The sequence below is a fragment of the Pseudoxanthomonas japonensis genome, assembly GCF_010093445.1.
Taxonomy (GTDB): Bacteria; Pseudomonadota; Gammaproteobacteria; order Xanthomonadales; family Xanthomonadaceae; genus Pseudoxanthomonas_A; species Pseudoxanthomonas_A japonensis.
This window is the reverse complement of record NZ_PDWW01000018.1, coordinates 52,949-73,671: the sequence shown is the minus strand read 5'-3', so window position 1 is coordinate 73,671 and position 20,723 is coordinate 52,949. Positions and strand designations below refer to the sequence as shown.

Here is a 20,723-nt window from a genome sequence, read left to right as displayed (position 1 = left end):
GTAGTTGCCTGATTTAGCGTTAGACTGAAAGAGCCGCCAGTTCGCTGGCGGCTTTTTCTGTATCCGGGCATGGCGTCCCGGTTCGCGCCTCGGCTCGAGGACGAACGGACATCGCCGCCCGCTGCCACTTTCTTCCACACACCGATTTGGGGATCCGCATGAAGATCAAGACCACCGTCCTGCTGGCCGCCGCCGTCCTGGCCCTGAGCGCCTGCACGAAGAGCGACAACGCCGACCAGGCCGCTGCCGACGCCGCCGCTGCCGCCGACCAGGCCGCCGCCGCCGCCGGTGACGCCGCGACCGCCGCTGGCGACGCCGTCGAAGCCGCTGCCGACGCCACCGCCGCTGCCGCGTCCGACGCTGCCGCCACCACCGAAGCCGCCGCTACCGACGCTGCCGCTGCTGCTGCCTCGGCCACCGCCGACGCTGCGCAGGCGACCGCCGACAAGGCCGCCGAAGTGGCCGACAAGGCCGAAGCCAAGGCTGAAGAAGCCAAGAAGTAATCGACTCGCCTCATCGCGAATCGGACAAGGCCCGCGCAAGCGGGCCTTGTCGTTTTCGGGACCCACCGATCGCGCGCGATGCAGGCACGCGCTGCCGATGGTTTTTTGCAGTGCGGTTTGGCGCACGGGGCGGCTTCGTGGTCTGATGCCGCCTTTCCCGCTGTTCCGTGCCGCATGCCCGCCATCACCTCGCAACTCGATCCGCGCTCGCCCGACTTCACCGCCAACGCGGCCTACCATCGCGTGCTCGTGCAGGAACTGGACCGCCGGCTCGCGCGCGCGGCCGACGGCGGCGGCGAGAAAGCCCGCAACAAGCACACCGAGCGCGGCAAGCTGCTCGCGCGCGACCGCATCACCGCCCTGCTCGACCCCGGCTCGCCGTTCCTGGAGATCGCACCGCTCGCCGCCGAAGACATGTACGACGGCGCCGCGCCCACGGCCGGCATGGTCTGCGGCATCGGCCGGGTGATGGGCAACGAAGTCGTCATCGTGGCCAACGATGCGACGGTCAAGGGCGGCACCTACTTCCCGATGACGGTGAAGAAGCACCTGCGCGCGCAGGAGATCGCGCGTGAAAACCGCCTGCCCTGCGTCTACCTGGTCGACTCCGGCGGTGCCTTCCTGCCGCTGCAGGACGAGGTGTTTCCGGACAAGGAGCACTTCGGCCGCATCTTCTACAACCAGGCGCGGCTCAGCGCGGAGAACATCCCGCAGATCGCCGTGGTGATGGGCAGCTGCACCGCCGGCGGTGCCTACGTGCCGGCGATGTGCGACGAGAGCGTCATCGTCAAGGAACAGGGCACGATCTTCCTCGGTGGTCCGCCGCTGGTGAAGGCCGCCACGGGTGAAGTGGTGGATGCCGAAGCGCTGGGCGGCGCCGACGTGCACACCAGCGTCTCCGGCGTGGCGGATCATTTCGCTGAGGACGATCGCCACGCGCTGGAGATCGCGCGCGGCATCGTCGGCCACCTCAACCGTCGCAAGACGCTGCCGGTGGCCATGCGCGACACGCGCGAGCCGCTCTATCCCGCGGAGGAGCTCTACGGCATCGTGCCGAAGGACACGCGCCGCCCGTTCGACATCCGCGAGGTCATCGCGCGCATCACCGACGGCAGCGAACTGGACGAGTTCAAGGCGCGCTATGGCAAGACGCTGGTCACCGGCTTCGCACACCTGCACGGGTATCCGGTCGGCATCGTCGCCAACAACGGCATCCTGTTCGGCGAGAGCGCGCTGAAGGGCGCGCACTTCATCGAGCTGTGCAACCAGCGTGGCATCCCGCTGGTGTTCCTGCAGAACATCACCGGCTTCATGGTCGGCCGCAAGTACGAGAACGCCGGCATCGCGAAAGATGGCGCGAAGATGGTCACGGCCGTCGCGTGTTCGTCCGTGCCGAAGTTCACCGTGGTGATCGGCGGCAGTTTCGGGGCCGGCAACTACGCCATGTGCGGTCGCGCGTACGGCGCGCGTTTCCTGTGGATGTGGCCGAACGCGCGCATCAGCGTGATGGGCGGCGAACAGGCCGCCAGCGTGCTGGCGACGGTGAAGCGCGACGGCATCGAGGCCGCCGGCAAGGCGTGGAGCGCGGACGAAGAGGATGCGTTCAAGGCCCCCATCCGCGACCAGTACGAATCGCAGGGCAGCCCGTGGTATGCGACGGCACGCCTGTGGGACGACGGCATCATCGATCCGGCCGACACCCGGCGCGTGCTTGGTCTCGGCCTGTCCGCCTCGCTCAATGCACCGATCGAGCCGGCGAAATTCGGCGTGTTCCGGATGTAGCCGGTGGCGCCGCAGGTCGTCCTCATCACCGGCGGAAGCCGCGGCATCGGTGCGGCGACCGCGCTGCTCGCGGCCGGGCAAGGGTATGCGGTCGGCGTGAACTACCGGCGCGATGAGGCCGCGGCGGCCTCGGTCGTGGCGCAGATCGTGGCGGCTGGCGGCCGTGCCGTCGCGCTGCAGGCGGATGTATCGGACGAAGCGGACGTGGTGGCGATGTTCCAGCGGATGGACGAAGCGCTGGGGCCGGTGACCGCCCTGGTCAACAACGCCGGCATCCTCGAAACGCAGATGCGCGTGGACACGATGGACGCCGCCCGCATCGGCCGCATCCTCGCCACCAACGTCACCGGCACGCTGCTCTGCTGCCGCGAGGCGGTGCGGCGCATGTCCACACGCCATGGCGGTCACGGGGGCGCGATCGTCAACGTGTCGTCGGTCGCGGCAAAGACGGGCTCGCCCGGTGAATATGTCGACTACGCCGCATCCAAGGGGGCGATGGATACGCTGACGGTCGGCCTGGCGCAGGAAGTCGCGCAGGAGGGCATCCGCGTCAACGCCGTCCGGCCCGGCTTCATCTACACCGGCATGCATGCCGACGGCGGCGAACCAGGCCGGGTGGACCGGGTGAAGGCATTCGTGCCGATGCGACGTGGCGGCCAGCCGGACGAGGTGGCTCAGGCCATCCTGTGGCTGCTGTCGCCGCAGGCGTCGTACACCACCGGCACCTTCGTCGATGTCGCCGGCGGCCGCTGAAGCACACCCTCTTCAGGCATGTGAGCGACGCGTCGACAACTCCGGCTGCAAGGTGAACCGGTACAAGACGATGTGTGGCGACGTCCCCGTTTGGCAGGCGTGATCACAGTGTGAGGGGGCGAGGATTGGCGATAGTCGAATGCCCTGCCACGCCGGAGCATCCCCTGCATGTCCATCTGGAAAGACCAAGCGCCCGCGAAGAAGGACGGCGCTCCCCTGCCGCCCGAGCCCACGCCGTCCGCATTGCGTGACGCACCGGCAGCGGCGGATTTCTCGCCCGCCGTCACTGCGCCGCCGGGCACACGTCCGGCGGAACGGTCCGCGCCCCAGGAAGCGTTGAAGGAATCGCTGATCGCCGCCGACCTCACCATCGAGGGCAAGATCGAAGGCACCGGCCATATCCGCATCGCCGGCCGGTTCAAGGGCGATGTCAACGTGCAGGGCGACCTGACCATCGAGACCGGCGCCAAGCTCAACGGCGGCGTGCGCGCGAAGAAGGTGACCATCGCCGGCGAGCTGGAGGGCAACATCGAGTCCGCATCCCGCGTGGAACTGCTGTCGTCCGGCGTGCTGGTCGGCGACGTGAAGGCCGGCGCGCTCACCGTGGCGGCTGGTTCGCGCATGCGCGGCAATGCCGAGTTCGGCTGGGACGACACGCCCGCCAAGGGCGGCAAGTCGAACGGCACGGAGCCCGGCACCACCGCATGAGCCAACCCCGCCCGGGCAGTGCCGGCGCCACCCGCACCTGCCCGCACTGCAAGGCGACCATCCTGGAAAGCGCGGCGGTCTGCCCGGGCTGCCGCCATCACCTGCGCTTCGAACCCGGCGCAGGTGCCAACGCCACGCCGGCCCTCACTCCCCTGCGGATCGAGGGCACGCTGCAACCGCCGGCCGAGGGCGCAGCGTGGGAGTACAGCGTGGTGCTGTCGATCCGCAACGAGCGCGGCGACGAAGTGACCCGCCAGGTCGTCGGCGTTGGCGCCATGCAGCCGCACGAGCAGCGCAGCTTCGTGCTGTCGGTGGAACTCAACCCCGCGACCGGCAAGTCGGCCGGGCGACGCACGCGGCATTGACGCCCTCCCCGCCGGCGGAGCGCCCGGCTACACTCGACGCCGACATGGACGCCAGCGGGGACTGGATGATCGTCGGTATCGACCTGGGAACCACGCACTCGCTCGTGGGTTATTACGGACCGGACGGTCCGGTGCTGATTCCCAATGCACTGGGCGAGTTGCTCACTCCATCGGTCGTCAGCGTGGACGCGGATGAAGCGCTCATCGTCGGCCGGCCCGCCGTCGACCGGCTCATCACCCATCCGCAGCGCAGTGTCGCCAGTTTCAAGCGCTGGATGGGCACCAACCGTGTCACCCGGCTGGGAAAACATGCGCTGCGACCCGAGGAACTGTCGGCGATGGTGCTGCGCTCGCTGCTGGCCGACGCCGCCAGCCACCTGGGCGCACCGGTCACCGAGGCCGTCATCAGCGTGCCGGCGTACTTCGGCGACGCGCAGCGCAAGGCGACGCGGATCGCGGGCGAACTGGCCGGCATCAAGGTCGAACGCCTGATCAACGAACCCACCGCCGCCGCCATGGCGTATGGGCTGCAGCAACGCGACGGTGGCCGCTTCCTGGTGTTCGACCTGGGGGGCGGCACCTTCGACGTTTCCATCCTGGAGATGTTCGACGGGGTGATGGAGGTCCACGCCAGCGCGGGCGACAACTTCCTGGGCGGCGAGGACTTCCTGTCCGTCCTGCGCGAGGCCTGCCTGCGCGACACCGGCTTCGATCCGCGGAAGCTCACCGCAGCCGAGGACGCCCACCTGCGCCGGCGCCTGGAACTGGCCAAGCGCGAGCTCTCCAGTACCGCCGGCCAGGCGCTGACCGTGGACTTCACGCTGGGAGGGGAAGCTCGCCAGTGGCAGATCGACGAGGCCGGCTTCGCGCGCCTGTGCGAGCCGCTGGTGCAGCGCATGCGCGCGCCGCTGGAGCGCGCCATGCGCGACGCACGGCTGGAACCCGGGCAACTGGACGATATCGTGCTGGTCGGCGGCGCCTCGCGCATGCCGCTGACCGCCCGGCTGGTCTCGCGCATGTTCGGCCGGCTGCCGCTGCGCCACATCAACCCCGACGAAGCCATCGCGCTGGGAGCGGCGGTGGCCGCCGGCATGAAGGCGCGCGACGAGAAACTCGAGGAAATCATCCTGACCGATGTCTGCCCCCACTCGCTGGGCGTCGACACCGGTCGCGATGATGGGCACGGCCAGGTCACCACCGGCCTGTTCTCCCCGATCATCCACCGCAACGCGACCGTGCCGGTCAGCCGCGTCGAGCGCTACCAGCCGATGCGCGACCTGCAGACGCAGGTGGAGTTCAACATATACCAGGGCGAAAGCCCGCGCGTGGAGAACAACGTCAAGCTCGGCACCATCGCCGTGAAGGTGCCCGCGCGTGCCGCCCATGACAATCCGGTCGACATCCGCTTCACCTACGACATCAATGGCCTGCTGCAGGTGGAAGCCACGGTGCTGGCGACGGGCGAAACGCACGAGGTGGTGCTGGAACAGAACCCCGGCGTGCTGTCCGCAGGCGAGATCCGGGAGCGCCTGGCCAGGCTGTCGGAACTGAAGGTGCATCCGCGCGACCAGCAGGAGAACCTGGCGCTGATCGCGCGCGCGGAGCGGCTGTACGAGGAACTGCTGTGGGCGCGCCACGACCTGCAGGACGCGCTGGTCCGCTTCCGCACCATCCTGGACGGCCAGGACCCGATACAGATCCGCGAACACCGCGCGGACTTTGCAAGGATGCTGGAGCACATCGAGGCGCAGGCGTGAGTGGATGGCCGTACGACCTGCTCGGGGTCGGCGAGGAAGCGGACGAGCGCACCATCAAGCGTGCGTACGCACGGCTGCTGAAGCTCCACCGGCCCGACGATGATCCCGAAGGCTTCCAGCGGCTCAACGAGGCGTACCAGGCGGCGCTTTCGTACCCGCGCGACACCGCGCTCCCGCACGCTGTTGGGGACGACCTGCCCGGGATGGCGTCGCCGATGCCGATCCTCGAGACACGCCAGGCCGATGCGCCGGCGACGCACGCCATGCGTTCTCCTGGCACCGCAGGAAATTCCGAGCCAGTCGCGCCGCCCGTCGACGAAGACCCCCTGCGTGACGACCTGCTGGCGCGCGCCACGCACGAGTTGCCGAGTCTGCTGCGGCAGCATCTCGCGCAGCATCCGGACCTGTACTCGCTGGAGGTCAAGCGGCGCGTCGGCGCAGAGGTGTTCGAACGGATCGCTTACGAAGATGCACCGGTGTCGCCGGGCAACCTGGCGGTGCTGGGCGAGTTCTTCGGCTTCACACCGCCGGACTGGGTGGAAAGGCGCAGGCAGGTCGTACTGGCGGTGGAAAACGAGGACACGCAGGCCTTCGACGAAGACCGGCCACTGACCATCCGGCAACTGAAGCGCACGTTCCGCTGGCCGCTGGCGCTGCTGCTGGCCTGCATGCCGGGTTTCTCGATCCGCGCCGCGCGCCTGTCCCAACGACTGGTCGCGGACTACGGCGACGATGTGCCGGGACTCGATGCGCGACAACAGGCCTTCTTCAGCCGTCTGGCGGATCCCTTCTACGCGGGTGCCTGGCGGTGGGCGACCGTCCTGCTCTCCGCCGGCGCGGCCACGCTGCTGATCGCCGGCCTGTGCCAGCTGACCAGTGTCGAACCCGACCGCGCGGCCCGCGTGACGGGCATGACCTTCGCCGCGGTCGCCGGCATGCTGTGCATGTGGCACGCGATGCGTGCGCTGTGGGCGCTGCGCGAACGCCCGGCCACGATGCACGCGCCATGGATCGCCCTGATGCCGGTCTGGCTCGCTGCCGCCGGGCTGATGGTGGCGTTCCTGCTGCCGGACATACCGGCACTGGGTTTCGTGCTGGTGCTGCCGGCGGCACTGCTGCACTTCCGGCAGGTCTTCGACGCCCTGCGCTTCGGCATCGGCGTCAGCTGGCTGGTGCGTGCACTACCCGCCGCCGATTGGCTTTCGCCATGGCTCGCAGCGCTGGCAGGCGCGGCCATCGGCGTGAGCGTCTGCGACTGGGCCTACGCGCGGCGCCACCGGATCAGCCTGGCGAGTGCCGCGGGGAACCGCTGGACGACGGTCACGTCCTTCGTCGTCTTCGTGTCGATGGTGGTACTGGGCCTGGTACTGCGGCTCGCCTGAAGCTCGTCAGCCGCAGCCGTCGCACCCGCCGCAGGTCTTGCCGGTCGTGAGGCCCGGCGGCGCGATCCAGCGCCCGAGTCCGCGGATCCACGGCGCGCGGTCCTCGCGCAACATCGGCAACGCCAGCGCCACCCGCGCCTTGCGCAGCGGACCGGGAAACTGCTTCTTTAGCACCACCCACGCGCTGGCCACCACCGCAACCGCGATGATGGCGTACTGCAGGGCGAGCGAAGCGTCCACGATTCAGCCCGCACCCAGCGCCCTGGCGACCTGATAGGTCACCAGCGAGGCGAGATAGGCCAGCGCGAACAGGTAGAACGTCGCGAAGCCCATCTGCTTCCACGAGTTGGTCTCGCGCTTGATGGTGGCCAACGTCGAGATGCACATCGGGGCGTAGATGAACCACACCAGCAGGGACAGCGCGGTGGCCAGCGACCAGCCGTCGCTGATGACCGGCGTCAGCGCCTGGATGGCGGCATCGTCGTCGGCCGCCGACAGCGAGTAGATCGTCGCGAGCGAAGATACGGCGACTTCGCGGGCACCCATGCCCGGGATCAGGGCAATGCAGATCTGCCAGTTGAAACCCAGTGGTGCGAAGAACACCGCCATTGCATGGCCGATACGTCCTGCAAAGCTGTAGTCAATGGCTGGCCCCACGGCATCGGCAGGTGCCGCCGGGAACGTCAGCAATACCCACAGCAGGATGGTCAAGGCGAGGATGATGCCACCCACACGCTTGAGGAAGATCATGGCGCGTTCGTACAGGCCGATCAGCAGGTCGCGCGGATGCGGAATGCGGTACGACGGCAGCTCCAGGAGTAGTGCATGCTCGCTCTTGTCTCTGCGCCACTTCTTCATCACCCACGACACCACCAGGGCACTGAGTATGCCCGCGGCGTACAGCCCGAACATCACGAGACCTTGCTGATTGAAGATTCCCACCTTTTCATCGGGAATGAATGCGGCAATAAGAAGCGTGTAGACCGGCAGTCGCGCCGAGCATGTCATCAGGGGAGCGACCAGGATCGTGGCGATGCGGTCGCGCGGATCCTGGATGCTGCGCGTGGCCATGATGCCGGGCACGGCACAAGCGAAGCTCGACAACAGGGGGATGAAGGAGCGGCCCGACAACCCGGCCCCCCGCATCAAGCGATCCAGCAGGAATGCCGCGCGAGGAAGATAGCCACTCTCTTCGAGCGCCAAGATGAAAGCGAACAGGATCAGGATCTGCGGCAGGAACACGACGACCCCGCCGAGGCCAGCGATGATGCCATCCACCATCAGGCTGTTGAGCGGCCCTTCGGGCAGCGCACCACCCACGACCTCCCCCAGCCACGCGGTGCCTGCTTCGATAGCGTCCGCAAACGGCGTCGCCCAGGCGAAGACGGCCTGGAAGATGAAGAACATCACGACGATGAGGACAGCAAGGCCGAACACCGGATGCAGCAGCCAGCGGTCCAGCGCATCGTCGATCTTCGCCGTGCGCGTGGGCATGGTGACCGCCAGCGACAGCAGGCGACGGGTTTCCGCATGCAGGTCGGCGCCCTCGGACAGATGCACACGGGGTTCGTGCGGCTGCGCGGCGACGGCGTCGATGCGCTCGACCAGCGCGCGCGCGCCGCCATGCTTCACCGCGATCGTCTCGACCACCGGCACGCCCAGTTCGCGCTCCAGCGCGGCCAGGTCGATGGCGATGCCACGACGCTGCGCGGCGTCCATCATGTTGACCGCCAGGATCATCGGCTTGCCGAGTTCGCGCACCTCCAGCGCGAACCGCAGGTGCAGGCGCAGGTTGGTGGCGTCTACCACGCACACCAGCACGTCCGGTGCGGCTTCGCCGGGATAGAAACCCCGGCAGACGTCGCGGGTGACCGCTTCGTCCAAGCTGGCGGCATGCAGGCTGTAGGCACCCGGCAGATCGAGCACGGCGTAGCTGCGTCCGGAATCCGCGGAGTGGAGCCGACCCTCCTTGCGCTCGACCGTAACACCGGCGTAGTTGGCGACCTTCTGCCGACTGCCGGTCAGCTGGTTGAACAGCGCGGTCTTGCCGCAATTGGGGTTGCCGACCAGTGCCAGCCGCAAGGTGGAGGCGTCTGCCGCGCTCATTCGGCGGCTCCATTGCGCAGGCGGATGCGCGCGGCTTCGGAGCGGCGCAGCGCGAAGCGGGTGAAGCCCACCTGCACGAGCAGCGGTTCGGCGCCCAGCGGACCCTTCGCCACGATCTCGACCTCCTCGCCGTTGACGAAGCCCAGTTCGCGCAGGCGACGGGCGATGCTGTCCTGCGGACCATGGTCATCGACGGATTCGACAATGGCGGGCGTACGCCGGGGAAGGTCGGTCAGGATCACGCGGCAGCCTCAAATGCGAACTGTTCTCATTGTAGCATCGCCGCACTGCACGACGGCCGCAACGGACTGTGCCGCTATCATTCGGCGGACCTTGCAGGAAAAGACCGGAATGGCGGCATCACCGCAGGAACACCCCCTCGTACTGACCCGCACGGGCGCCGTGGCGCGCCTCCGGCTGGATCGCCCCGCCCTCCACAACGCCTTCGATGCCGGCCTGATCGCCGCCCTGACCGCAACGCTGGAACAGGTCGCCGCCGACGACGCCGTCCGTGCCGTGGTCCTGGAAGGCAGCGGCGCGTCGTTTTCGGCGGGCGCCGACCTGAACTGGATGCGCGGGATGGCCTCGGCCAGCGAGGCGGCCAATCGCGAGGACGCCCTCGCCCTCGCCCGCCTGATGCGCACGCTGGACGAACTGCCCAAGCCGACGATCGCGCGCGTGCATGGCGCGGCGTTCGGCGGCGGCGTGGGCCTGGTCGCCTGCTGCGATATCGCCATCGGCGTGCCGGAGGCGAAGTTCGGCCTGACCGAGAGCAAGCTCGGCCTGCTGCCCGCAGTGATCTCGCCGTACGTCATCGCCGCCATCGGGCCACGCGAGGCGAGGCGCTGGTTCGCCACTGCGGAAATCTTCGACGCCGCTACCGCACTGCGGATCGGCCTGCTGCACGAGGTGGTCGCCGCCGAAGCACTGGACGCGGCCGTCGAACGCCAGCTCGCCCTGCTGCTGAAAGCCGGCCCACGGGCTGCCGCGGGCGCGAAACGGCTGGTCGCGCGCGTGGCGCACGGCGCCGACCGCGACCAGTTGGATGCCGACAACGCCGACCTGATCGCCGGACTGCGCGTGTCGCCGGAAGGCCAGGAAGGTCTCTCGGCTTTCCTCGACAAGCGCACGCCCCGCTGGGCCACCAAGGAGTGACGGCATGATCGACCACCTGGGCATCGAAGTCGCCGACTATGCCGCCAGCCGTGCGTTCTACGAACGCGTGCTCGCCACGCTCGGCCATGGCGTCGTCATGGAAGTCACCCGCGACATAACCGGGGCTTATGAAGGCTGTGGCTTCGGGCCGCCCGGCCGCCCGCACTTCTGGGTCGGTCGGGGCAGCGGCACACCCGGCCGCGGATCGCACATCGCCTTCAGTGCGCAGACCCGCGCCCAGGTGGATGCTTTCCATGCAGCCGCCCTTGCCGCCGGCGCGCGCGACAACGGTGCACCGGGCCTGCGTCCGCATTACCACCCGGACTACTACGGCGCCTTCGCCATCGATCCCGACGGCCACAACATCGAAGCCGTCTGCCACCTGCCTGCGGAAGCCCAATCCTGATGTTCTCCAAGATCCTGATCGCCAACCGCGGTGAGATCGCCTGCCGCGTCATCCGCACCTGCCGCCGCCTCGGCATCCGCACCGTCGCCGTGTACTCCGAGGCCGACGCCGACGCCCAGCACGTGCGCCAGGCGGACGAGGCGGTGCTGATCGGCGGCCCGCGGCCGGCCGAGAGCTACCTGCGTGGCGATGCCATCCTCGACGCGGCGAAGAAAACCGGCGCCCAGGCCATCCATCCGGGCTACGGCTTCCTGTCGGAGAACACCGACTTCGCCGATGCCGTCGCAGCGGCCGGCATGGTGTTCATCGGTCCATCCGGCACCTCCATGCGCAAGATGGGCAGCAAGGCCGGCGCCAAGGAACTGATGGCCGCTGCCGGCGTGCCGGTCGTCCCTGGCTATACCGGCGAGGACCAGTCGCCGAACACGCTGTCGCGCGAAGCCGCGCGCATCGGCTTCCCGCTGATGATCAAGGCCGCGCATGGCGGCGGCGGCAAGGGCATGCGCGTGGTGCACCGGCTGGAGGACTTCATCGCCCAGCTGGAAAGCTGCCAGCGCGAGGCCGCCAACGCCTTCGGCCGCGACCGCGTGCTGCTGGAGCGCTACGTACAGTCGCCGCGCCACATCGAGATCCAGGTGTTCGCCGATACGCATGGCCATACCCTGCACCTCAACGAGCGCGAATGCTCCGCCCAGCGCCGCTACCAGAAGGTGCTGGAGGAATCTCCGTCGCCGTTCCTGACCCCCGCCCTGCGCATGGCCATGGGCGATGCCGCGGTGAAGGCCGCGCAGGCGATCGACTACGCCAACGCGGGCACGGTGGAGTTCATCGTCGATCCCGACGGCCAGTTCTATTTCATGGAGATCAACACCCGCCTGCAGGTGGAGCATCCCGTCACCGAGATGGTGACCGGCCTGGATCTGGTGGAGTGGCAGCTGCGCGTCGCCGCGGGCGAACCGCTGCCGCTGGCGCAGGAGGCCATCGTGCAACGTGGCCATGCCATCGAAGTGCGCCTGTACGCGGAAGATCCCGAGGCCGGCTTCCTGCCGGGATCGGGACGGCTGGAGTCGCTGGTACTGCCCGCACCCTCGGCCCGGGTGCGCCTCGATGCCGGCGTCATCGAAGGCGACACGGTCACCATCTTCTACGACCCGATGATCGCCAAGCTGATCGTCTGGGGCGAGGACCGGCCAACCGCGCTGGCGCGCCTGCGCGACGCACTGGCCGACTGCGACATCGTCGGGCCGAAGTCGAACATCGGCTTCCTTGAGCAGCTCGCCCGGCATCCTGCCGTGGTGGAGGGGCGCATCGATACCGGCTACCTGGACCGCCACCTGGACGAGTTCATGCCGGCGCCGACCCTGACGAGCGACCTGCAGGTGGCGGCCGCCGTCGCCGTCCTGCTGGAACAGGAGGTGTCCGCACGCACCGATGCTGCCGTATCGGGCGATCCGGGCTCGCCGTGGGCGATCGCCGACGGCTGGCGCCTGGGTCACGCAGGCCGCCGCCCGCTGGCCTTCCAGCACCGCGAGCAGCGCTGGGAGGTGCTGGCGCACGGCCATGGCGGCCGCTATGCCGTGGAGGTGGACGGCGCGACGCACCCGGTCGCCGGCGCAAGACTGACCGCTGGGCTGCTCGAGTTGCGTATCCATGATCAGGCACGGCGCTTCCGCATCCACCGCCATGGCAACCGTCTCACCCTGCACGACGGGGACCGGCGTGCCACGCTGGAGACGCTGCCGGCGTACCAGCGGACGGCGGGCGGAGACAGCGGCGGGGACGGCCGCATCATCGCGCCGATGCCGGGCCGGGTGGTGGTGGTCAGGGCGCGGATCGGGGACAGCGTGGACGCAGGACAGGAGTTGCTGGTGATGGAAGCGATGAAGATGGAACTGGCCGTCAAGGCACCACGCGCCGGCGTGGTGGCTGAACTGCGCGCGGCGGCGGGCGATTTCGTCGACGCCGACACCGTGCTGGTGGCGTTGGAGTGACGTCCGTCCTGTCTTCCTCATGGCGCATGGCGGTCGCCCTGCTGGCGCCCTGCCTGCTGGGCGGTTGCGTGTTGTTCGAACAACCGCCGGCCCCGCTGGCCTGCGATCCCGCCCTGGTCGGCCGATGGATCCCGTTGCCGAACAGTCCGCAGGACCGCATACCGCTGGGCAAGGACGACCATGCGGACGTGGACAGTGCGTGCCGCGTTCGCCTGTACGATGCCGCGCGCACCGATGCCCCGCAGTTCGACGCGCTCGGATTCGAACTGGACGGCCAGCACTATCTCGCCCTGGGCTTCAAGGAGCTGGAAGGCCTGTTCGGCACCGGCAAGGCGGCCGCACCGCCGATCCCGAAAGGCATGCCGGCGAGCGCGGTCACCCTGCTGAAATACCGTATCCACGACGATACGTTGCAGATCGCCATGCTCGATACGGTGGACATCATGCAACGCGTGCAGCAGGGCTCGCTGAAGGCACGCGAGGCCGACGCCAGCACCTACCTGTTCGAAGGCCGGCCGGAACAGCTCCGCAAGCTGCTGCAGTCCGAGCCGACCCTGTTCGACGCCTTCGACGGCCGTGACAAGACGCTGCGCATGCGTCGCGCCAAGGACGGGAAGCGCCCATGAGTGCCCTGCCCTCCAGCACCGATTTCGTCCGCATCGTCGAGGTCGGCCCGCGCGATGGCCTGCAGAACGAGAAGGCCCTGGTCGCCACCGCCGACAAGGTCGAACTGATCGACCGGTTGTCGCGCACCGGCCTGCTCAGCATCGAAGCCACCAGCTTCGTCAGCCCCAAATGGGTGCCGCAGCTGGCCGATGCCGCCGAGGTGTTCACCGCCATCCAGCGGCGTCCCGGCACGGCGTACCCCGTGCTGGTCCCGAACGAGACCGGTTACGACCGCGCCCGTGCCGTCGGCGTCGAGGAGGTGGCGGTGTTCACCGCGGCGTCCGAGGCGTTCAACCGCAAGAACATCAACGCCTCCATCGACGAGTCGATCAAACGCTTCCGCCCGGTGCTGGAACGCGCCGCCGCCGATGGCGTGAGGGTTCGCGGCTACGTTTCCACGGTGCTCGGCTGTCCCTACCAGGGCGACGTGCCGCTGGCGGATGTGGTCCGCGTGGCGAAGCAACTGCATGCCTTGGGCTGCTACGAGATCTCGCTCGGCGACACCATCGGCGTTGGCACGCCGCGCAAGGCCGCCGACATGCTGAAGGCGGTCGCCGCCGAGGTGCCGATGCCGGCGCTGGCGGTGCACTTCCACGACACCTACGGACAGGCGCTGGCGAACATCCTCGCCTGTCTCGACGTCGGCGTCCGCGTGGTGGACTCGGCCGTCTCGGGCGCGGGCGGCTGCCCCTACGCCAAGGGCGCCAGCGGCAACGTCGCCAGCGAAGACGTGGTCTACCTTATGCACGGCCTGGGCCTGCGCACCGGCGTGGACCTGGACCTGCTGGCGGAGACAGGACGCTGGCTCGCGACCCGGCTGGGTCGCGAGACCGGCAGCCGCGTCGGCAAGGCCCTGGCGGCCGCATGACGCACGGCCCGGCCAGCGACGTCGACGTGATGGCGCTGGCCGCCGCGCTGGAACGCGCGGCCGCCGCAGAGACCCATCCCGCCACTGCCGACCTGCTCCGCGACGCGCGCGAAGCGCTCCTCGCCAAGCAGCACGAAGCGGACACCGAGCGCTCGCGCTATCGCAACCTGTTCGACGCCGTGCCCGACCCGGTCAGCATCCTCGCCGAGGACGGGACCATCCTCGACCTCAACCAGGCGGGCACGCTGGCCTACAAGCGTCCGCGCGACGGGATCGTCGGGCGCAACATCAACGTGCTCAATCCCGACCTGCCGCGCGATCACCTGGTGCCGGTGTGGGAAACGCTCAACCGCGGCGAGACCTACGTCATCGAGGTCACCAACATGCGCGGCGACGGCACGCGCTTCCCGGTCGAAGTGCACTCGGCCAACATCAATTTCGACGGCCGCAAGAGCATCGTCGCCGTCGCCCGCGACATCAGCAGCCGCCGGTTGGCGGAGATGCGCTACCGCGAGCTGATGGAGACGATCGACAAGGGCATCGTGGTGCATAACCGCGACCTCGAGGTGCAGTACTGCAACGGCGCCGCGATGCGCATCTTCGGCATCCGCGAGGACCAGCGCGCCGACCAGGAACTGGCGCTGGGCCGCTGGCACATCGTCGACGAGCATGGCCGCGAGATGGCGCGCCACGAACTGCCCGCGCAACGCGCCCTCGATACCGGCCAGATGATCGAGAGCGTGCTGCTGGGCCTGTACCACCGCGAAAAGAAGCAACTGCTGTGGCTCACCGCCACCTCGGTGCCGCAGTTCGCGCCGGGCGCCAGTACGCCGTCGCAGGTCAGCACATTGTTCAGCGACGTCACCGAACTCAAGCGCGACAGCGCGCTGTTCGACCGCGCCCAGTCGCTGGCCCACATCGGTGGCTGGGAATGGGACCTGGGCCGCGACCGCATGTACCTGACCGACGAAGCCCAGCGCATCCTCGGCGCGGCACGCCCGCTGGTCACGCTGGGCGACATGCTGTCGTGCCTGCGCGAAACCGACCGCCGCCGCCTGCGCGGCGCGCTGGACCTGATCACCGCCGGCGGCCAGGGCTTCGACCTGGAGTTGCAGGGCACCCAGGCCGACGGCCACCCGTTCTGGATCCGCGTGATCGGCGATGCCGAACCGGGCGATCCCGGCGCCTCGCGCATCACCGGCACCATGCAGGACATCTCGCAGGACAAGCAGGCGGAGGAAACGCTTCGCATCCAGGCGCGCACCGATCCGCTGACCGGGCTGATGAACCGCGATGCCGTGCTGACCGAACTCGGCGCGCGACTGGCCGATCCCGAGCGTGCGCGCGTGGCCGTGCTGTACATCGACCTCGACCGGTTCAAGATGGTCAACGACGTGCTGGGCCACAACGCCGGCGACGAACTGCTGGTGCAGGCGTCGGACCGCATCCGTGGCGCGGTCGGCACCGAGGGCATGATCGCGCGCTTCGGTGGCGACGAGTTCCTGGTGATCTGCGACGCCGGGGAAGACCCTCACCAGCCCGAAGCGATGGCGCATGCGGTGCTGGGCGCGTTCGCCGATGCGTTCCGTTTCGGCAAGGACGAATTCGCCATCACCGCCAGCATCGGCCTTGCCGTGGCGCCCGGCGACGGCCTGCGGCCGCAGCAGCTGATCCAGAACGCCGACATCGCGATGTACGACAGCAAGCATCGCGCGCGCAACGGCTGGCAGAGCTTCACCCAGGAGCTTGCCCAGCGGCAGCAGGATCGCCTGCAGATCGAGACGCAGCTGCGCCGCGCGGTGGACAACGAGGAATTCCGCCTCGTCTACCAGCCGCAGGTCGACCTGCGCAACGGCCGCATCATCGCCGGCGAGGCGCTGATCCGCTGGCAGAACCACCAGCTGGGCGAACTGCGCCCGGACGTCTTCATCAGCCACGCCGAAACTACCGGCGACATCGTGCGCATCGGCAGCTGGGTGCTGAGCGAAGCCTGTCGTCAGGTGGCCGCGTGGCGCGACATGGGACTCGGCATCGTGCGGGTGGCGGTCAACGTGTCGTACCGGCAGTTCGCCGGCGACGACCTCGCCGACCGGGTGCGCGCCATCCTGGCCGAGTTCGACCTGCCCGGCAGCGCGCTGGAACTGGAGTTCACCGAGCGCGTGCTGATCGAGGACGCTCCCGCCACGCTCCGCACCTTCGCCGACCTGCGGCAGCTGGGCGTGCTGCTGACCATCGACGATTTCGGCGAGGGCTACAGCGCGCTGAACTACCTGCGCCGCCTGCCCATCCATGGACTGAAGCTGAGCCCGCTGTTCACCGAGGGCGTGCCCAACAACCGCTCCGACGTCGCGGTCTGCCAGGCGGTCTCGGCCATCGCCCGCAGCTTGGGCCTTGGCCTGGTGGCCGAAGGCGTGGAATCGGAAGCCCAGCGCCAGTTTCTGTTGAACCTCGGGGTGCCGGTCGGCCAGGGCTTCCTGTTCGCCCCCGGCCTGTCGCCGGACGAATTCGCGCGCCGGCTCGCCGATGCCCCGCTGGAGCGGGTGCAGCACGCCTGAGCGGCACTCTCCCGCGTCTTGTGGGAGCGACGTGAGTCGCGATGGGGCCTTACCGGGAAGGCATCGCGACTGACGTCGCTCCCACACGGGCTACCCCGGCCATGCCGCCCGCCACCCGCCATCGCGTAAAATGCCGCCTTTTCCGCAGCAGGTCCGCCGCATGCAGCTCTCCGATACCCGCGCCGTCATCACCGGTGGCGTTTCCGGCCTCGGCCTGGCCGTCGCCCGTCACCTCGTCGCCCACGGCGGCAAGGCCGCGCTGTTCGACGTCAACGACGACAAGGGTGCGGCTGCCGTCGCCGAGCTCGGCGAAGCCAATGCCCGTTATTTCCGCACCGACGTGACGGACGAAGCCGGCGTGGCGGCGAACGTGGCGGCGGCGAAGGATTTCCTGGGCGGCCTGAACGCGGCGATCAACTGCGCCGGCATCCTCGGCGCCGGCCGTGTGCTCGGCAAGGAAGCACCGATGCCGCTGTCTACCTTCCAGTCCACGGTGATGGTCAACCTGGTCGGCAGCTTCAACGTGGCCAAGGCGGCGGCGGACGTGATGCAGCACAACACACCGAATGCCGACGGCGAGCGCGGCATCATCGTCAACACCGCCAGCGTGGCGGCGTACGAAGGCCAGATCGGCCAGGCCGCGTATTCGGCCTCGAAGGGCGGCGTGGTCGGCATGACCCTGCCCATGGCGCGCGAACTGTCGCGCTTCGGCATCCGCGTGATGACGGTGGCCCCGGGCATCTTCTGGACGCCGATGGTCGATGGCATGCCGGAGGCCGTGCAGCAGTCGCTCAGCGCCTCGATCCCCTTCCCGTCCCGCCTGGGCAAGCCGGAAGAGTTCGCCGACCTAGTCGCCTACATCCTCGGCAACCCCTACCTCAACGGCGAGACCATCCGCCTGGACGGCGCCGTGCGGCTCGCACCGAAGTAACCCCTGTTCTTACCTTACTCACGGTCATCTCCATGAAAGCTTTCGACATCAAGAAGGGCAACGTCGTCGAACACAACGGCGGCGTGTACCAGATCCGCGACATCGAGCGCAGCTCGCCGCAGGGTCGCGGCGGCAACGTGCGCTTCCGTTTCATCATGTACAGCGTGCCGGGCGGCAACAAGCTGGATGCCAGCTTCGACGCCGACGACAACCTGAGCGAGGTGGAACTGCTGCGCCGCCAGGCGACGTATTCCTACAAGGACGGCGATGCGTTCGTGTTCCTCGACGACGAGGACTACACGCCCTACACGCTGGACGCCAACGTCATCGGCGACGATGCCGGCTACATCACCGATGGCCTGAGCGGCTGCTACGTGCAGGTGATCGACGAACTGCCGGTCGCACTGCAGCTGCCGCAGCACGTGACGCTGGAAGTGGTGGAAACGCCGCCGGAACTGAAGGGCGGCACCGCCACCAAGCGCCCGAAGCCGGCCAGGCTCAGCACCGGCATCGAGATCATGGTGCCGGAGTACATCACCAACGGTGAGCGCATCCTGGTGAACACGACCACGGGCGAGTTCGGCGGCCGCGCCGACTGAGTCCGCGGTTACGACGCGCCTGCCGCATCCAGTGCGCGCAGGCGCGCAACGATCGTCTCCAGGTTCGCCTCGATGCCTTGCAGCACCTCGCGCTGGTCGGCGGGCAGCCAGCGCTCCAGTTCTTCCCGCAGCACCCCGTCCTGCTCGCGCAGGCGGGCCACGCGCACGCGGGCTTCGTCCGCGATGCGTTCACGCTCCTCCGCCTGCGGCAATCCGTAGCCCTCCGGCACAAGTTCCGACGGGCGGCTGACGAAACCCGTATCGCCCAGCCACGTGCGCAAGGCCTGCAGTGCGTGCGCGATGTCGGCCGGCGCATCGCGGCCGAAGTAACGTCGCTTCAGCTCGTCGCGCAGCAGCAATTGCTGGCGACGCTGCGCGGCGGTCTCCAGTACCAGCAGCGCCGCACTGGCGCGCAGATCCGCGTGCGGCAACCACGCGGCCCGTTCGGTCGGCGACAGCGTCAACCAGGCCTGCACATCCTGCTGCGGCAGCGCCAGCGACTCGCGCGCGACGGCGAACAAGGATTCGTAACGTGCGCTCATCGGTTCGAAGTAGTAGCCGAGCCGGCGCGCTTCTTCCGTGTCGTCCAGCACGCCGGTATCCGCGATGCCGCGCCGCGCCAGCTTCTTCAGCAGGCCAGTCGGTGTGATGCTGGCGAACGACTCGCCGGACAACCTCGGTACGCCCTCGTGCAGCAACTTCCAGGTCTCGACCGCGCAGTTGTTGCTGATGAAGTAGTAACGTCCGTCGTAGCTCCAGTGCAACTGGCCGGCCCGCTCCAGCAACGACGCAATGTCCTGCGACTGGAGCCGCAACGGAATCGATTGCAGGCCGCGCAGCTCGACCCGGGTGTACTCCTCGATCACCTGATCCAGTGGCAGCAGGAACAGGCGCGACGGATACGAACCGGTCAGTCCGCGCCAGCCCGAGATCTGCACGTCGCCGACGAAGGCGCGGAACGACAGCACGCGATGGTGGGCCAGGTCGAAGCGGCAATCGGGCCCCGGCGCACGCCCGGGCGCGCAGATCACGAGCCGCAGCATGCTGTGGCCCCAGCGGCTCATCGCCTGGGTGTTGCCCTCGGCCAGCAGGTAGTCGACGGCATAGACGCGCGAGGGATCCAGCGCCAGCAACGAGGCATCGCCCGCTTCGGCATCGACGTCAAGGAACGGCAACCCGGGCGCGCACGCCTCCGCTCCGGCCGACAGGTTGAAGTGAGTCGCGAGATGGCGATGCAGTGCCGGACGCCGGCAGCTATACGTCGGATCGAGCACGAAGTGCTCGAGGTTCACCGCCACGAATTCGGACGGACGCTCGAGTTCATAGGGATCCGGCATCCGCGCGACGAAATCGTTGCGCGAACGACGACCGGCGAGCGGCAACACGCTGCGTTGCCATCCCGCCAGATCGCGCAGGCGCGGATCGCCGGACAGCACGTTGCCCTGGGCGCGGTCGTAGCTGTGCGCCAGTTCGTGCACCAGCGCCGCGCGCACCTCGCGCAACGAAGCATCGTCAGGCGGCACGGCGTCGCGCGCCTCCCATCCCTGCAACAGGCGGCGCGGAAGCAGAATGCGATGGCCGCTGCGTCGCCCCGCGACATGCGGTGGCAGATCGTCGCGCCATTGCAGAACCAGGTTGGACGGCAGGCCATCGCGCCACGCCTCGGGCAGACGTGGCAGTACGTCATCGACGAGCGCCTGCGTCGCGGCAACATCGTCAGGTGCGAGGTTCGTGGCGTCGATGTCGAGCGCGGCCGCCGTGGCGGCCGGGCCGAGCCACGCCCACAGCAGGAGCGCGGCGATGCGCCGGCCCCGGGGCCGACGCGCGTGCATCAGCGGGCCAGGATAGCCTGCGCCAGCTGCATGTCGCTGGCCTTGCGTGCGGCTTCGTCCTTCTCGCGCAGGTGGCGCAATGCGGCTTCCAGCTGCGCACCGCGGATACGGCCGTCGCTGGCGACGAAGCTGGCCGCATCTTCGCGCGCCTGCACGACGATCTTGTCGTCGCCGGACGAACTGTCGGACGAGGCAGAGGAACCGGCCGAAGACGCGCCGGCGGACGAGCCGGCGAAGCTGCCGGCGAACGCCGGCACGGAGAACGCCAGCAACACGCCGGCCAGGATCAATCGGGACATGGACATCCAAACGGGGGAACGCCGTGGCTGGCGCGGTGCGCAAAGACTACCTGCAATCGACGCTC

20 protein-coding genes are annotated in these 20,723 nt (G+C 68.8%); 15 read left to right on the top strand and 5 right to left on the bottom strand.

Annotated features, from left to right (window positions below):
* Window positions 1-158: 158 nt before the first annotated feature.
* From CSC78_RS12840 to CSC78_RS12810, 7 genes are all read left to right on the top strand, one after another.
* Window positions 159-503 (top strand): hypothetical protein, encoded by a 345-nt coding sequence (locus tag CSC78_RS12840; RefSeq protein ID WP_162338255.1) that lies wholly within the window; start codon window positions 159-161, stop codon window positions 501-503.
* Between the two features lie 174 nt (window positions 504-677).
* On the top strand, window positions 678-2,285 hold the full coding sequence (locus tag CSC78_RS12835; RefSeq protein WP_162338254.1) for a carboxyl transferase domain-containing protein: 1,608 nt from the start codon (window positions 678-680) through the stop codon (window positions 2,283-2,285).
* Between the two features lie 3 nt (window positions 2,286-2,288).
* On the top strand, window positions 2,289-3,038 hold the full coding sequence (locus tag CSC78_RS12830) for an SDR family oxidoreductase (protein WP_162338253.1): 750 nt from the start codon (window positions 2,289-2,291) through the stop codon (window positions 3,036-3,038).
* Between the two features lie 168 nt (window positions 3,039-3,206).
* A complete protein-coding gene (locus tag CSC78_RS12825) occupies window positions 3,207-3,746 on the top strand; it encodes a bactofilin family protein (protein ID WP_162338252.1) in 540 nt (179 codons plus the stop codon).
* Window positions 3,743-4,111: a hypothetical protein gene (locus tag CSC78_RS12820; RefSeq protein WP_162338251.1), complete on the top strand. Its 369-nt coding sequence runs from the start codon at window positions 3,743-3,745 to the stop codon at window positions 4,109-4,111. The genes CSC78_RS12825 and CSC78_RS12820 overlap by 4 nt, the downstream gene beginning before the upstream one ends.
* Before the next feature lie 65 nt (window positions 4,112-4,176).
* The gene (locus CSC78_RS12815; protein ID WP_162338272.1) at window positions 4,177-5,868 is read left to right on the top strand and encodes a molecular chaperone HscC; all 1,692 of its coding nucleotides are present in this window, start codon (window positions 4,177-4,179) and stop codon (window positions 5,866-5,868) included.
* The gene (locus CSC78_RS12810; protein WP_162338250.1) at window positions 5,865-7,250 is read left to right on the top strand and encodes a J domain-containing protein; all 1,386 of its coding nucleotides are present in this window, start codon (window positions 5,865-5,867) and stop codon (window positions 7,248-7,250) included. The genes CSC78_RS12815 and CSC78_RS12810 overlap by 4 nt, the downstream gene beginning before the upstream one ends.
* A gap of 6 nt (window positions 7,251-7,256) precedes the next feature.
* Here the strand turns inward: CSC78_RS12810 and CSC78_RS12805 are convergent, their stop codons facing one another.
* Genes CSC78_RS12805 through CSC78_RS12795 form a run of 3 tightly spaced genes read right to left on the bottom strand, consistent with a single transcriptional unit; the run spans window position 7,257 to window position 9,598 of the window.
* A complete protein-coding gene (locus CSC78_RS12805; protein ID WP_162338249.1) occupies window positions 7,257-7,490 on the bottom strand; it encodes a DUF6587 family protein in 234 nt (77 codons plus the stop codon).
* Between the two features lie 3 nt (window positions 7,491-7,493).
* Window positions 7,494-9,356 (bottom strand): ferrous iron transport protein B, encoded by a 1,863-nt coding sequence (gene feoB / locus CSC78_RS12800; RefSeq protein ID WP_162338248.1) that lies wholly within the window; start codon window positions 9,354-9,356, stop codon window positions 7,494-7,496.
* On the bottom strand, window positions 9,353-9,598 hold the full coding sequence (locus tag CSC78_RS12795) for a FeoA family protein (RefSeq protein ID WP_162338247.1): 246 nt from the start codon (window positions 9,596-9,598) through the stop codon (window positions 9,353-9,355). Before CSC78_RS12795 ends, feoB begins: the two co-directional genes overlap by 4 nt.
* Window positions 9,599-9,707: 109 nt before the next feature.
* On the opposite strand from CSC78_RS12795, the gene CSC78_RS12790 reads away from it, so the two are divergent.
* From CSC78_RS12790 to yeiP, 8 genes are all read left to right on the top strand, one after another.
* Entirely contained in the window at window positions 9,708-10,511 is an 804-nt protein-coding gene (locus CSC78_RS12790) for an enoyl-CoA hydratase-related protein (RefSeq protein WP_162338246.1), read from the top strand.
* Window positions 10,512-10,515: 4 nt separating this feature from the next.
* On the top strand, window positions 10,516-10,917 hold the full coding sequence (locus CSC78_RS12785) for a VOC family protein (RefSeq protein ID WP_162338245.1): 402 nt from the start codon (window positions 10,516-10,518) through the stop codon (window positions 10,915-10,917).
* Entirely contained in the window at window positions 10,917-12,908 is a 1,992-nt protein-coding gene (locus tag CSC78_RS12780) for an acetyl-CoA carboxylase biotin carboxylase subunit (RefSeq protein WP_162338244.1), read from the top strand. Before CSC78_RS12785 ends, CSC78_RS12780 begins: the two co-directional genes overlap by 1 nt.
* Window positions 12,905-13,534, top strand: coding sequence for a hypothetical protein (locus CSC78_RS12775; protein WP_162338243.1), 630 nt, complete (start codon window positions 12,905-12,907; stop codon window positions 13,532-13,534). Before CSC78_RS12780 ends, CSC78_RS12775 begins: the two co-directional genes overlap by 4 nt.
* Complete coding sequence (locus CSC78_RS12770) at window positions 13,531-14,442, top strand: hydroxymethylglutaryl-CoA lyase (protein WP_162338242.1); 912 nt, start codon at window positions 13,531-13,533, stop codon at window positions 14,440-14,442. Before CSC78_RS12775 ends, CSC78_RS12770 begins: the two co-directional genes overlap by 4 nt.
* The gene (locus tag CSC78_RS12765; RefSeq protein WP_162338241.1) at window positions 14,439-16,997 is read left to right on the top strand and encodes a sensor domain-containing protein; all 2,559 of its coding nucleotides are present in this window, start codon (window positions 14,439-14,441) and stop codon (window positions 16,995-16,997) included. The genes CSC78_RS12770 and CSC78_RS12765 overlap by 4 nt, the downstream gene beginning before the upstream one ends.
* A 160-nt stretch (window positions 16,998-17,157) precedes the next feature.
* On the top strand, window positions 17,158-17,928 hold the full coding sequence (locus tag CSC78_RS12760) for an SDR family NAD(P)-dependent oxidoreductase (protein WP_162338240.1): 771 nt from the start codon (window positions 17,158-17,160) through the stop codon (window positions 17,926-17,928).
* A gap of 32 nt (window positions 17,929-17,960) precedes the next feature.
* Complete coding sequence (gene yeiP, locus CSC78_RS12755) at window positions 17,961-18,527, top strand: elongation factor P-like protein YeiP (RefSeq protein WP_093486429.1); 567 nt, start codon at window positions 17,961-17,963, stop codon at window positions 18,525-18,527.
* 8 nt (window positions 18,528-18,535) lie between these two features.
* Here yeiP and CSC78_RS12750 read toward each other — a convergent pair whose 3' ends face one another.
* Both CSC78_RS12750 and CSC78_RS12745 read right to left on the bottom strand, forming a co-directional pair.
* Window positions 18,536-20,359, bottom strand: a complete 1,824-nt coding sequence (locus tag CSC78_RS12750; protein WP_162338239.1) for a DUF7844 domain-containing protein — start codon at window positions 20,357-20,359, stop codon at window positions 18,536-18,538.
* On the bottom strand, window positions 20,359-20,658 hold the full coding sequence (locus CSC78_RS12745) for a DUF2388 domain-containing protein (protein ID WP_162338238.1): 300 nt from the start codon (window positions 20,656-20,658) through the stop codon (window positions 20,359-20,361). The genes CSC78_RS12750 and CSC78_RS12745 overlap by 1 nt, the downstream gene beginning before the upstream one ends.
* Between the last annotated feature and the right edge of the window lie 65 nt (window positions 20,659-20,723).